The organism is Halomonas sp. IOP_6 (assembly GCF_021151565.1).
GTDB classification, from domain to species: domain Bacteria; phylum Pseudomonadota; class Gammaproteobacteria; order Pseudomonadales; family Halomonadaceae; genus Vreelandella; species Vreelandella alkaliphila.
In genome coordinates, this window is record NZ_JAIRBO010000005.1 from 211,626 (window position 1) to 224,294 (window position 12,669).

General features: G+C 54.5%; 13 protein-coding genes. 9 read left to right on the forward strand and 4 right to left on the reverse strand.

Annotated elements, in window-relative coordinates:
* Positions 1–25: 25 nt before the first annotated feature.
* The 9 genes from K7H08_RS11495 (at position 26) to K7H08_RS11535 (ending at position 9,506) form a co-directional block, all read left to right on the forward strand.
* A complete protein-coding gene (locus K7H08_RS11495) occupies positions 26–1,741 on the forward strand; it encodes a 4Fe-4S binding protein (protein WP_231657995.1) in 1,716 nt (571 codons plus the stop codon).
* A gap of 4 nt (positions 1,742–1,745) precedes the next feature.
* Complete coding sequence (locus tag K7H08_RS11500; protein WP_231657996.1) at positions 1,746–2,399, forward strand: TorD/DmsD family molecular chaperone; 654 nt, start codon at positions 1,746–1,748, stop codon at positions 2,397–2,399.
* 79 nt (positions 2,400–2,478) lie between these two features.
* Positions 2,479–2,682 carry a twin-arginine translocation signal domain-containing protein gene (locus K7H08_RS11505; RefSeq protein WP_120386282.1) on the forward strand — a complete coding sequence of 68 codons (204 nt, stop codon included), beginning with the start codon at positions 2,479–2,481 and terminating at the stop codon, positions 2,680–2,682.
* Between the two features lie 24 nt (positions 2,683–2,706).
* Positions 2,707–5,559: a molybdopterin-dependent oxidoreductase gene (locus K7H08_RS11510; protein WP_231657997.1), complete on the forward strand. Its 2,853-nt coding sequence runs from the start codon at positions 2,707–2,709 to the stop codon at positions 5,557–5,559.
* 73 nt (positions 5,560–5,632) lie between these two features.
* Complete coding sequence (fdh3B, locus tag K7H08_RS11515; RefSeq protein ID WP_009722867.1) at positions 5,633–6,247, forward strand: formate dehydrogenase FDH3 subunit beta; 615 nt, start codon at positions 5,633–5,635, stop codon at positions 6,245–6,247.
* 11 nt (positions 6,248–6,258) lie between these two features.
* The gene (locus K7H08_RS11520; protein WP_120386283.1) at positions 6,259–7,371 is read left to right on the forward strand and encodes a formate dehydrogenase subunit gamma; all 1,113 of its coding nucleotides are present in this window, start codon (positions 6,259–6,261) and stop codon (positions 7,369–7,371) included.
* A gap of 87 nt (positions 7,372–7,458) precedes the next feature.
* On the forward strand, positions 7,459–7,785 hold the full coding sequence (locus K7H08_RS11525) for a DUF1244 domain-containing protein (RefSeq protein ID WP_038478565.1): 327 nt from the start codon (positions 7,459–7,461) through the stop codon (positions 7,783–7,785).
* A gap of 4 nt (positions 7,786–7,789) precedes the next feature.
* Entirely contained in the window at positions 7,790–8,308 is a 519-nt protein-coding gene (moaB, locus tag K7H08_RS11530; RefSeq protein ID WP_038478562.1) for a molybdenum cofactor biosynthesis protein B, read from the forward strand.
* The gene (locus K7H08_RS11535; RefSeq protein WP_231657998.1) at positions 8,301–9,506 is read left to right on the forward strand and encodes a molybdopterin molybdotransferase MoeA; all 1,206 of its coding nucleotides are present in this window, start codon (positions 8,301–8,303) and stop codon (positions 9,504–9,506) included. Before moaB ends, K7H08_RS11535 begins: the two co-directional genes overlap by 8 nt.
* Here the strand turns inward: K7H08_RS11535 and K7H08_RS11540 are convergent.
* The 4 genes from K7H08_RS11540 to K7H08_RS11555 are packed head-to-tail and all read right to left on the reverse strand — an operon-like array spanning position 9,489 to position 12,650.
* Positions 9,489–9,905 (reverse strand): hypothetical protein, encoded by a 417-nt coding sequence (locus K7H08_RS11540; protein ID WP_231657999.1) that lies wholly within the window; start codon positions 9,903–9,905, stop codon positions 9,489–9,491. The two genes, K7H08_RS11535 and K7H08_RS11540, sit on opposite strands and share 18 nt — an antisense overlap.
* 4 nt (positions 9,906–9,909) lie before the next feature.
* Complete coding sequence (locus tag K7H08_RS11545) at positions 9,910–10,497, reverse strand: chemotaxis protein CheW (protein WP_198349455.1); 588 nt, start codon at positions 10,495–10,497, stop codon at positions 9,910–9,912.
* On the reverse strand, positions 10,494–12,239 hold the full coding sequence (locus K7H08_RS11550) for a diguanylate cyclase (protein ID WP_231658000.1): 1,746 nt from the start codon (positions 12,237–12,239) through the stop codon (positions 10,494–10,496). Before K7H08_RS11550 ends, K7H08_RS11545 begins: the two co-directional genes overlap by 4 nt.
* Positions 12,240–12,293: 54 nt before the next feature.
* Positions 12,294–12,650: a response regulator gene (locus tag K7H08_RS11555; RefSeq protein ID WP_198349461.1), complete on the reverse strand. Its 357-nt coding sequence runs from the start codon at positions 12,648–12,650 to the stop codon at positions 12,294–12,296.
* Positions 12,651–12,669: the final 19 nt, after the last annotated feature.

Below are 12,669 nucleotides of genomic sequence, written 5' to 3' on the forward strand. Positions count from 1 at the left end.
AACGACTTTCTGACCGTGAGAATGCATGAACCAACGAATCCAACTGGCATCGGTAGATGACCAGATTAACGTCACCGCCCGCGAAGCGGTACGCCAGCGTATCTCGTGGCCGGTTAACTTAACGCCTGCTAACGTGACTTATCACAGCCGCGGCCATGCGCTGTTGATGGGTAATTCACATGAGGTTAGCCAAGCTGCCCGAGTGTTACAGGGTCGTGGCTTGGCATCGTTGACGCTGCTGACAACTTCTGTAGTTGATTTAGCGGCTGCCAGCGAGCCTCTCATCTGCCAAACGCTAAACGATACTCAGCAATCCCAACTGCGAATCACTGGTTATCTTGGTGCCTTTCGCGTTGAAATAGCGCCCGCGGATAGCGACACGCTCAATCTGGCTCAAGCACTAATTGAGCGTGACGTGTTTGATGTGGTGCTCGACTTAACGGCAGCAGGCTCGTCGAACAGTACTCAGTCATGGGAAATCCCCCCGCCAGGCTATGTGTGTCTGGATTGGTTAGCCCAAGAAACTCAGCGCGGTGAGGTTCTGGAAAGCGTTATTGAACTCGTCGGTGAATTCGATAAACCGCGTTATTTCCAGGTTAATAGTGATCTCTGTGCACATTCTGCGAGTGGCAATGTTGGCTGTACGCGCTGTTTGGATGTTTGCCCTGCAGATGCTATTTCCAGTATTCAGGGACGTATTGAATCGCGCATTGAGATTGACCCGTTCCTTTGCCAAGGGGTGGGCAGTTGTACCAGTGCTTGCCCAACCGGTGCGATTGAATTTCGCCTGCCGGAAACTCGTCGTCAGCAAGACACGTTAGCGACGTGGTTGGCTGCCTACCGCGAGGCGGGTGGTCAAGCGCCTGTGATGCGTTTTGTCACCCATGACTTTCTGGATGCTGAACGCAAAGCAGGTGTTGTGACGCCAGGCCACCTGCTTGATGTCCCGCTTGAAGAGCTGGGTGCTGCTGGCCACGATCAGTGGCTTACCGCGCTGGTGAATGGGGCAGCTGAAGTACGTATTCAGTTGCACGATGAGATGCCGCCTCGTTTAACCACGTTCATCACCCATCAAGTCGCCCAAGCCCACGGCCTGCTAGAAGCGCTGGGGCATGACACTACGCGGATTAAGCTGCTGCAGCCGGAGCCGACAGAAGAGCGCGATGCACTTCCCACGCTTACGCCCTTAACCGCCGCTGCGCTGACCTTTACCGAGCCTCATAAGCGTGCCCGCTTTAATCAAGTGCTAGCAACACTGACGGCACTTGGAGCGCCTAGCAATGACCGGCATAGCATGCCTGAAGGGGCAGCTTATGGCGGCATTCAAGTAGATCGTGAAGCCTGCACGCTCTGCCATGCCTGCGTTAGTAATTGTCCGACGCCGGCATTGAAAGCAGGAGGCGATACACCAGCGCTAAGTTTCTTGGAGTCCGACTGTGTGCAGTGCGGGCTATGTGAACAGGCGTGCCCTGAAAGCGCGATTACGCTGCTTCCTGGTTTTTTGGCTGCACCGGAACGCGACACACGGCACATTTGCCACGAAGAGGCGGCTTTTGAGTGCATTGGCTGCGGCAAGCCGTTTGCCACTGCCAGTACGATAGCAACGATCAAAGCGAAGCTAGCTAACCATCCCTATTTCGCGGGCGATGCGCTAGCGCGGCTAGAAATGTGCGAGGACTGTCGGGTCAAAGATGTCTGGAAAACTATGATCCGTGACCCGGATGCGCAACTAAAGGTGTAAAGCAATGAGTGATGCAATGCCCACACTTAGCGAGACCGACGCACTGCGGGCCGATATTTATCAGCTTTTAGCCAGCTTGCTACGACAGGCACCTGACAGTGAGTTATTAGCGTGGCTAGCCAGCCTAGACATTGAGCAAGACGGCAGCCGACTGGCTGAGTGTTGGGCAGCGCTCTCAAGTGCTGCTGGCCAAAGCAGTGTAGATAGCCTTCAGCGTGCCCACTTTCGTCTTCTTGTTGGCGTTATTCAGGGCGAGGTAGTGCCTTACGCGTCTTGGTACCGCAACGGGGAATTAATGGAGGCAGCATTAGTTGCCCTGCGTCAGGATCTTCGGGCGCTGGGGTTTGAGCGTAGCGAGCATACCCGCGAGCCAGAAGATCATTTGGCTGCTATATGTGAGGTAATGGCGATGCTGATTACGTCACAAAGCAGCGAGCAGAGCTACTTCTTCCAGCAACACATGGCTCCCTGGTCAACGCGCTGTTTTGACGATCTCACTAACGTAGACACTGTTTTTTACGCATCGCTTGGTCAGTTGGGTGGCGCGTTCATGGAAAGCGAGCAGGCAACGTTGAGCGAAAGAGCGGCCTATCAAGCGGTGCGGATTGTGGAGCCAACGACAACCGCAGCCGGCGCGGCGCGCGATGCCACACCGTGAGTGGCAATGCGCAGTGGTAAGCGAATAATAGGGCCTGCGGGCCATGTAAAAGAATAAGGGCATGATAGAGGAGAAACCCATGCACACGTCACACAACCCTGAGCGCCGCCGGTTTATGAAAACCGTTGGGCTAGGTACCGCCGCTGCCGGTGCGGCCGCTGCTGTAGGTCACGTCACGCTAGCTCAAGCCGGTAGCACCACGTCGACTGAGCCTAAAAAACAAACAACGAACTACCACGAAACCGACCATATTCGCGCTTACTATGCGTCGCTGCGTGATTGACGGCAAAATGCCAGGAGAACTGCCATGCGTCTAACTCGCAAAACTAATACTCCCAACGCTTCAGGGCTTGGAATCTCCCGTCGTCAATTTTTAAAGCGTAGTGGCGTTGCCACCGGTGGCGTCGCAGCTGCGGGCTTTATGGGCGCGCCGATGATGCAGCGCGCCGAGTCGGCGAATAAAACCCCCGTATTAGACTCACCCGTTGAGACCAAGCGCACCATTTGTTCCCACTGTTCGGTGGGCTGTGGTGTCTATGCAGAAGTTCAAGAAGGAATTTGGACAAAACAAGAACCCGCTTTTGATCACCCGATTAACCGCGGTGCTCACTGTGCCAAAGGGGCCTCGCTACGCCAGCACGGTCACTCCACCCGTCGCCTAAAATACCCCATGAAGCTAGTGGCTGGTGAATGGCAGCGACTGAGTTGGGACGACGCGGTTAATGAAATAGGCGACAAGCTGCTTGAACTGCGTGAAGCCCACGGACCAGACAGTGTTTACTGGCTCGGGTCGGCCAAGTTTAATAACGAGCAGGCGTATTTGATGCGCAAGCTGGCCTCCATGTGGGGCACCAACAACACAGATCACCAAGCGCGAATTTGTCACTCCACCACCGTGGCAGGTGTTGCTAACACCTGGGGTTACGGGGCGATGACCAACTCGCTCAATGATATGCAGAACAGCAAGGCAATTCTGTTTATCGGCTCCAACCCGAGTGAAGCTCACCCGGTCGCGATGCAGCATATTCTCATTGCTAAAGAGCGTAATAACTGCGACATCATCGTCGCGGATCCGCGCTTTACGCGCACCGCAGCAAAAGCCAATAAATACGTACGCCTGCGCCCTGGCTCGGACGTTGCTTATATTTGGGGCTTGTTGTGGCACATCTTTGAGAACGGCTGGGAAGACAGTGAGTATATCAGCCAGCGTGTTTACGGTATGGATGAGGTGCGTGCAGAGGTGGCTCAGTTCACCCCGAGTGTCGTAGAAGACATTACTGGCGTACCGGAAGCGGATATGTTCGATGTGGCTAAACGGCTTGCTGACAATCGTCCGGGCTGCGTGGTCTGGTGTATGGGCGGTACCCAGCACACCACTGGTAACAACAACACCCGCGCGTACTGCATTCTAGAGCTGGCGCTGGGCAATATTGGTAAGTCCGGTGGTGGTGCCAACATTTTGCGGGGCCACGATAACGTACAGGGGGCTACCGACCTCGGCCTTGGCTGTGACTCGTTACCGGGCTATTACGGTTTGGCTGAAGGCGCATGGCAGCACTGGTCCCAGGTGTGGAATGTCGATTATGAGTGGCTAAAAGGCCGCTTTGACGATACCGAGTACGCTGATGGAAAGCCGATGTACTCCAGCGGTATTACCGTATCCCGCTGGGTAGATGGTGTACTGGAAGAGGATGAAAATATCTCCCAGCGCACCGCGCTAAAAGCGATGTTCTACTGGGGGCACGCGGTCAACTCGCAAACCCGCGGCGTGGAAATGCAAAAAGCTATGCAGAAGCTCGAGATGATGGTCATTGTTGACCCTTATCCCACGGTTGCCTCGGTGATGCATGACCGCTCTGATGGTGTTTATCTGCTGCCTGCAGCGACCCAGTTTGAAACTACTGGCAGCGTGACGGCAACCAACCGCTCTATTCAGTGGCGCGACAAAGTCATTGAGCCGCTATTTGAATCAAAGCCTGATCACGAAATTATGTACCTATTTGCCAACAAGCTTGGCTTTGGTAATGAGTTCGTGAAGAACTTTGAGATGAACGGCAACGAGCCTCTGATTGATGACGTGTTGCGTGAAATCAACCGTGGTATGTGGACTGTTGGCTACACCGGCCAAAGCCCCGAGCGCCTCAAAGAGCACCAGAAAAACTGGCATACTTTCAGCTTTCAGAACTTGCGTGCCCAAGGTGGCCCTGCCGACGGTGATTACTACGGGCTACCGTGGCCGTGCTGGGGCACACCAGAGTTTAATCACCCTGGCTCACCCAACCTCTATGACACCAGCGTGCCGGTAATGGAAGGCGGTATGGGTTTCCGTGCCCGTTTTGGTATTGAGCGCGACGGCGTTAATTTGCTGGCTGAGGGCTCTGCGCCAGTAGGTGGCGAGATTGATGACGGCTACCCCGAGTTTACCGACCAACTGCTTAAAGACCTCGGTTGGTGGGATGACCTGACTGACGTTGAGAAAATGGCCGCGGAAGGTAAAAACTGGAAAACCGACCTCTCAGGCGGTATCCAGCGGGTGGCGATTGGTCGTGGTTGCGCACCTTATGGCAACGCGAAAGCGCGCGCCGTGGTATGGACCTTCCCAGATGCAGTGCCGAAACACCGCGAGCCGCTATACACCACCCGTCGCGACCTGGTCGAACGCTATCCCACCTGGGACGACTTTGACTCAATTATGCGCCTGCCTACGATGTACAAAACCATCCAGGATCGCGATAACAGCGCCGATTATCCGATTATTCTCACATCGGGTCGATTGGTCGAATACGAGGGAGGCGGTGAAGAAACACGCTCGATGTCGTGGCTGGCCGAGCTACAGCAAGAGATGTTTGTCGAGATGAACCCCGCGGATGCTAATGACATTGGCGTACGTGATGGCGACGACGTATGGGTTGAAGGTGCTGAAGGTGGCCGAGTGAAGGTGAAAGCCTTGGTCACGCCTCGGGTTGATCGCAAGGTTGCCTTTATGCCGTTCCACTTTGGCGGCATGTTCCAGGGCGAGAGCTTGCGGGATCGTTATCCGGACGGGTCTGCCCCGTACGTCATTGGTGAGGCGGCTAACACAGCCACCACCTATGGCTATGACCCGGTGACACTGATGCAGGAAACGAAGTGCACCATCTGCCGAATTGAGCGGGCTTAAGCCAATAAACGTCTCGACCGACCTGACAGAGCCCAGCGCGGGTAAATGCTCGCGCTGGTGAGAGGAGAACACCATGGCTCAAATGAAATTTATGTGTGACGCCGAGCGCTGCATCGAGTGCAACGGCTGTGTCACCGCCTGTAAAAATGCCAACGATGTGGAGTGGGGTATCCAGCGCCGCCGGGTGGTCACACTTAACGACGGCGAAGCGGATGAGATGTCGATTTCAGTGGCTTGTATGCACTGTGACGATGCGCCATGCATGGCGGTATGTCCGACTGACTGCTTCTATAAAACCGATGATGGCATCGTGCTGCACGATAAAGATCTGTGCATTGGTTGTGGCTACTGCCTTTATGCGTGCCCCTTTGGCGCACCGCAGTTTCCACAACAAAATGCATTTGGCGAGCGCGGAAAAATGGACAAGTGCACATTCTGTGCAGGCGGCCCCGCCGAGAGCAAAGAGGAGGAGTACGAGAAGTACGGCTCCAATCGCATCGCGGAAGGTAAGCTGCCGCTATGTGCGGAAATGTGCTCTACCAAAGCTCTTCTGGCGGGTGATGCGCAAGATGTTGCCGATATCTTCCGTCAGCGTGTCGTCCATCGTGGCCATAAAGATGGTGCTTGGTCGAATAACCCCCAGGCCAGTACTGACAACCTTGCCTACGATGCTGCCCGTAAAGGGTAAGGAGGCGTGTCATGACAACGATGACCACGACCACAATGACACCAGAGGCGCCTGCGCTAGCGTTCTGGGTAAGGGCGTTTTTCCAGCGCTGTTGGCGTATCGGCATCCTGTTACTGCTGCTGGCTGCCAGCCTTGGCATGTCCCAACTAGCGGTTGCCCAGGCTGACGCAGACCGCGAGATGGTGACCGCTGCTCCAGGTATTAGTGCAGATCAGTGGCGCCAGGTGCGCAGTGGTGAAACAGGGCCTAACTACCGCGACTCGCGCTTTGACAGTAACTACAATCTGATCAACTCAAGTGGCGAAACCTGGCGGCAGATCCGAAACCGTTGGGTGTCGCCGTTTGGTTTGATTGCGATTGGCGGGATGATCGTGGTGATTGCGCTGTTCTACTTTATGGTTGGGCGCAAACATCTTGATCAGCCGCGCACAGGGCGTAAGCTTTTTCGCTGGTCGTTGCTAATGCGTTCGCTGCACTGGACCGTTGCCACCCTGTTTATCACCTTGGCCTTAACAGGGTTGAATCTGCTGTTTGGTAAGTTTGTGTTCCGCACGCTGTTTGGCGACGCCGTCTGGGCATGGATGATTTCAGCTTCCAAAGTGCTGCATAACTATCTTGGCCCAATATTCGGTGTGCTACTCGTTGTACTGTTAATTAGCTTGCTGAAAGACAATATTCCTAAGAAGCATGACTGGGTATGGTTTAAAAAGGCAGGTGGATTAACAGGCAAGCACCATCCTGACGCGGGTTTTGCCAACGGTGGCGAAAAAGCGTGGTACTGGCTATTAGCCACTGCTGGCTTGGTGGTGATCGCGAGTGGTTTTGTGCTCGACTTCCCCAACTATGGCCAAGGCCGCGATACCATGCAGTGGGCCAACATCATCCATGCGGTGGGTGCGCTTGGTCTGACGGCTGTCGCGCTGGGCCATATCTATATTGGTACTGTTGGTACGGAAGGCTCACTGGAAGGTATGACCACTGGCTATGTCGATGAAACCTGGGCCAAAGAGCACCACAACTTGTGGTACGAGGAGGTCAAAGATACAGCCATGAGCGAAGAGGAAATCGCGGCACAAAAAACGGGCAGCAGTAGTGGCGATGTTTCCGCTACCAAACCTAGCTAGCCGGTTCGCTTAATTGCCACTCGACACCGCCTTCGGGCGGTGTCTTTTGTTATGCTGCTCTCAAGCCACTTGATAAGAGGATCGCCAATGTCATCGTTTAATGAATTAGACCAAACGACGCGTACGGAACTAGAAGCCGCCGCGTTTCGTCGTTTGTTACAACATTTAGACGACAATAAGGATGTGCAGAACATCGATCTGATGATTCTGGCGGATTTTTGTCGTAACTGCCTGTCTAAATGGCTCGTAACGGCGGCAGACGAACAGGGTAAAACGCTGGACTATGAGGCTGCCCGGGAATATGTCTATGGAATGCCCTACAGTGAATGGAAAGCTCACTACCAGGGTGCCGCAACGCCCGAGCAGTTGGCGGCTCTAGATGCTCGCCAAGCTCAGAAAACAGCCAAGGAGTAAGTCCATGGATAGCATGGAATCCTTGAAAATAGCGGTGTTGACCATATCTGATACACGTACGGATGAGACTGACCGCTCCGGCCAAGCGCTGGTGCAGCGTTTAACCGAGGCTGGGCACACCCTGGCAGAGAAACGCATCGTGCCGGATGACGTCTACCAAATTCGTGCGGTAGTCGCCCAGTGGATTGCCGACGCAAATGTACAGGTAGTGATTACCACGGGCGGTACAGGTTTTACTGGCCGAGACTCGACGCCGGAGGCTGTATCGGTACTGCTGGATAAGCGTATCGAAGGCTTTGGCGAGCGTTTTCGCCAACTGAGCGGCGATGAGATTGGTAGTTCGACCATTCAGAGCCGTTGCCTCGGTGGCTTAGCCAACGCTACGGTCGTCTTCTGTCTACCGGGTTCAACCGGCGCCTGCCGTACTGGTTGGGACGGCATTCTGGCCGAGCAGCTCGATAGCCGTCATAAGCCTTGTAATTTCGCCAACCTGGTCATCCCAGGCCGGGGGCAGCATGGCTGAGCTACAGCCGATAAGTGCCGCGCTTGAAGCGCTGTTAGCAGATGTCACGCAACTCGGTGCAGAGTGTATACCGCTTGAGGACGCTGCTGGGCGCGTGCTGGCCGAAGCTGTTACCGCTCAGTTAGACGTACCGCCGTTTGATAATAGCGCAATGGATGGCTATGCCCTGCGTGCTAGTGATGCGGGCAAGTGGCTGCCTATCAGCCAGCGTATTGCGGCAGGCAGCCCGGCAGCGCCGCTGATGGAAGGCAGTTGCGCACGGATTTTTACCGGCGGTGAGATCCCCCCAGGGGCCGACTGTGTGGTGATGCAAGAGCGGGTGACTCAGGAGGGGAACCAGGCACTGATGCCGGATGCGCTACCGGTAGGTGATAACGTGCGCCGCCAGGGTCGTGATGTGCGCCGCGGTGAGTTACTGCTGCCTGCTGGTGAATGCTTGGAAGCTGCCGCGTTAGGGCATTTGGCCGGTCAAGGGGTTACCCACGTTAGCGTGCGCCGTCGCCCTCGCATAGCGCTACTGTCGACCGGCGATGAGATCGTTGATCCAGGCACGCCGTTAAAGCCAGGTCAACTGTATAACTCCAACCGGCCGATGCTTAAGCGCTTGTTGGAGAACTTTGGTGCTGAGGTCGAGCAACTGGTTAGTGTGCCTGACGATTATGCCCAAACGGTCAAGCTATTAACTCAAGCCGCATCCGTCGCCGATGTCGTTGTTAGCACCGGTGGCGTTAGCGTGGGCGAAGAAGACCACGTCAAAGCAGCGCTGGAGTCGCTAGGCCAATTAGATATGTGGAAGCTGGCGATTCGCCCAGGAAAGCCTCTGGCGCTGGGCCGCTTGCCACGCCAAGACGGCAGTGAGGCGCGCTTTGTAGGACTGCCGGGTAACCCTGTTTCTGGGTTTGTGGGCGCGTGGTTGTTTTTACGACCGTTGATGGGCGCGTTACTGGGGTGTTCGGCGCTGAACGCCTTACCTACGCTGACAGCCTCCGCTAACTTCACTACTCAGACCGGCCCACGCCAGCACTATATGCGTGTTGCGCTGCGTTTTAGCGAAGCGGGCATTATCGCCGATGCGTTTGAAGACCAAAACTCAGGCGTGCTGTCATCCTGTATTAGTGCAGATGCGTTAGCGGTGATTAACCCATACCAGCAGGTAGAAAACGGCACGCTGGTTCGCTGTCTATGGTTGCAGCGCTAGCGCTGGGTTAAGCGCTGCGCCATCAAATAACAAGCGCACCGTTTGGTTGGACATCGCTAAGCCTCGCAGGGCGGGGCTAACGTGGCGTGCGGCAATTAAAGAAGGTAATGGAAATAGTTCCGTTATCGGCGTATGAGCTAAGACGACGTCGCCAGTAACGCCTAACTGCCAAGCGCCGTTGGCATCTTGAAGGGTTAGCCAGTGGGTAGGGGCTACGCTCAACAATGGCGCGTTAAGCAACAGGTACTCGGCATTCGCGCAACGCGGTAGGTGGGCCGATTTCGCTAACCCCGCGACGTGGCGTGCTTCGATGGCGGCGAGCGTATGGCCAGCACTAAATAACACTAAAGCAACGTGGGACGCTGCGTCTAAGGAGTGATTCGGCGCGCCAATGGCCATGGGCTTATCCTAGGCCTTGTTGATAGGCGTTGAATAAAGCATCTGGATCCAGCAGGGCGATGGCCGCGCTGCCTTCTACAGAATCGCCGTTAGTTTCTTTTTCGCCACTCTCTGCTGGCGTTATATCAGGTTGCCAGAGGGCACTCACATAAGGCATCAATTGGCTGGAGAGGGTGTCCGGTGCCGGTTTCAGTGCGCTGGTTGGGATTTCGCAAACATCCTCTAAATAGTCGATACGAACAGCGCTGCGAATGCCCGCGGCGGTCACGACTAATAGCATGCCCGTTTGTTCCGCCGGGGGGAGGCCGAGAAGTGCCTGTAGGGTCACCACCGATTCAATGTTGCCGCGCAAGTGAATCACACCTTCCGTAGAAGCAGGCAAGCCAGGCACGAAATAAACCGGTTGATCACCATTCAAAATCTCATTGACCGCACTGCCTGGCAAGGCGAACCGTTGCTCTGCCAGGCGAAATAACACCAACTGCTGGCAAGGTTCGTCCACGTCAATAATCGTGTCATCGTTACTCTGACGTGCTAGTGCCTCCTCGAGAGAGAGAGACTGGTTGTCACGCTGCTGATGGGTGTTGGTCATTGTTTTTTCACACCGGGTGGCTTCGGTTGTGCTTTTCCTTTTGCGTCGCTCTCGTTACTAATGACTACTTGATTACGCCCCTGTCGTTTCGCTAGGTAAAGTGCTTGGTCCGCGCTTAAGCGTAACGCTTCGGTGGAAGGCTGGCTGGGGAAACTGCTAATGCCTGCACTGAAGGTACAGCGAAAGCGCTCTCCGCCAGCATGAAAATCTACCTGTTCGAAATCGTGGCGCAGTTCGTCAATAAGTTCGGCTGCGCGCTTTGCGGTGACCCCTTTTAGCAATACGACAAACTCTTCACCGCCATAACGCCCGATGATATCGGATATGCGCAAGCGGGTTTTTAGCAGCCGTGCTAGCGTGATAATGACCTGGTCACCTGCCAGGTGGCCGTAGGTATCATTGACCGTTTTAAAATGGTCAATGTCGAGCATGGCCATCGCATGTTGGCTACCTTCACGATATGCCTGAGCGAGTGTTTTACCGATAAGATCCGTCGTGGTGCTATGGTTATAAAGCCCTGTCATGCTGTCCTGGGTCATCAGCGAGCGCAGTAGATGCAGGCGTTCGGCACGAAGCCGTACCGCAGACACGAGCTCGTCGGGAGTAACTGGCTTGGTAATAAAGGCTTCTACGCCTGCCGTCATGGCCAATAGCTGCTTTTGGCTGTCTGTTTCGCTAGATAGATAAATAATGGGCAGGCCAATATGCGCGGATTGCTGGCGAATAATCGTCGCTAGCTCTTCACCAGAACATACCGGCATATACATATCAATTAACAGTAAGTCAGGGCTAAAGCGGTCCAAGGCGCTTAGCGCGTCAGCAGGGTGGTGCACCTGCTGAACAATCATACCGGCTTCTTCAAGCATCAATGAGTGGTAGGTGGCAGCGTCGGGTTCATCATCGACTACCAACACGCGCAGCGGTTCTTCATCCAAGGGGCTAGTGAGCTCGTCAATAGCTAACATTAAATCCAGTGGCTTAATGGGCTTGGTAAAGTACCCATTACAGCCAGCTCGAACAGCGCTCAGTCGTGAATAAAAGTCACCGTAGGACGACAGTACGATGGAGGGCAACCGCTCTCCGATTAATTTATTCAGGCTGGTCAGCGTTTCAGTACCCGCAGTGTTACCTTGCGGAAACTGTACATCCATGATGATCGCGTCGGGGCGGCGGGTAAGAACCGCATTAAAAAACGACTCGGTGTCTTCAAAATGAACCACTTCATGCCCAAAACAGCGAAGATGATGTAGCAACTGGCCGACTTGGTCGGGCTCATCGTCACATAAATAAATAAGCCGCTGACGTTTGCTGCGTGTTTGAGGTGCAACTGATGAAAATTCAACGCTGTTGAGTGATGCCAGCACTGTTTGCTGGCCATGTTGGGACTGTAGGTACTCAATCTCTTCACTGAGCTGCTGAAAAAGCTGAGGAATCAGGCAGTTTATGTCATTAACAGCCTGGTCATCAAAGGCATGGTCAGCAGAAGCAGGCGCCGCCTTGAGTAGCTCTTCGCCTTGATCTGCCAACATGGCAATTCGTTCAAAGCCCAATGAGCGACCGGTACCTTTTAAGCTATGGAAAAAGCGGTGAAGCTCCGGGGCTAGGCGCGACTCTGCCTCCGTTGAAAGCCGGCTTTGTTGCCACTTTGTTGTGGTTTTCTGTAAACGTGCTGGTAGCTGTTCAATAAAGCGTTGGCGCAGCTGGTTCAGCTTTTGTTGCAATGTCGGGGCAGATGGTGACATCAGACTACCTGTTCATGTGAGCGAACGGTGCGCTGTAATGCAAATGGCAAACGTTCAACCGTTGAGCGCTTGAGTCACGGCATTGCCTAACGTGGATTCTAGCTCCGCATCTTTTTGCAGGCAGGCGTTTAAACCAGGCGTCTGCATAAGGGTTGAACTAGGTGAGTCGCCAGTGAGCAAAATAAAAGGCAAAGTAACGTCTTGTTCACGCAGCATTTCCAAGAACTCTACCCCATTGATGAGCGGCATATGCATGTCGCTAACAATAAGCGCGATACTGTCCAAGCTATCTAACAGCTGTGTGGCCTCCATGGCATCATTGGCCATGACCGTTGTATAGCCCTGGAACTCTAGCAGCGTTGCTGTCATTTCACAGGCCAACGGGTCGTCATCTACGACCAATATTTGCATGATTAACCTCCGTCCTGGC

Coding starts and splice junctions, on each gene's coding strand:
- K7H08_RS11525 (WP_038478565.1), top strand. CDS start 7,459: ATGTCATCGTTTAATGAATTAGACCAAACGACGCGTACGGAACTAGAA.
- K7H08_RS11495 (WP_231657995.1), top strand. CDS start 26: ATGAACCAACGAATCCAACTGGCATCGGTAGATGACCAGATTAACGTC.
- K7H08_RS11500 (WP_231657996.1), top strand. CDS start 1,746: ATGAGTGATGCAATGCCCACACTTAGCGAGACCGACGCACTGCGGGCC.
- K7H08_RS11535 (WP_231657998.1), top strand. CDS start 8,301: ATGGCTGAGCTACAGCCGATAAGTGCCGCGCTTGAAGCGCTGTTAGCA.
- K7H08_RS11520 (WP_120386283.1), top strand. CDS start 6,259: ATGACAACGATGACCACGACCACAATGACACCAGAGGCGCCTGCGCTA.
- K7H08_RS11555 (WP_198349461.1), bottom strand. CDS start 12,650: ATGCAAATATTGGTCGTAGATGACGACCCGTTGGCCTGTGAAATGACA.
- K7H08_RS11545 (WP_198349455.1), bottom strand. CDS start 10,497: ATGACCAACACCCATCAGCAGCGTGACAACCAGTCTCTCTCTCTCGAG.
- K7H08_RS11510 (WP_231657997.1), top strand. CDS start 2,707: ATGCGTCTAACTCGCAAAACTAATACTCCCAACGCTTCAGGGCTTGGA.
- K7H08_RS11540 (WP_231657999.1), bottom strand. CDS start 9,905: ATGGCCATTGGCGCGCCGAATCACTCCTTAGACGCAGCGTCCCACGTT.
- moaB (WP_038478562.1), top strand. CDS start 7,790: ATGGATAGCATGGAATCCTTGAAAATAGCGGTGTTGACCATATCTGAT.
- K7H08_RS11550 (WP_231658000.1), bottom strand. CDS start 12,239: ATGTCACCATCTGCCCCGACATTGCAACAAAAGCTGAACCAGCTGCGC.
- K7H08_RS11505 (WP_120386282.1), top strand. CDS start 2,479: ATGCACACGTCACACAACCCTGAGCGCCGCCGGTTTATGAAAACCGTT.
- fdh3B (WP_009722867.1), top strand. CDS start 5,633: ATGGCTCAAATGAAATTTATGTGTGACGCCGAGCGCTGCATCGAGTGC.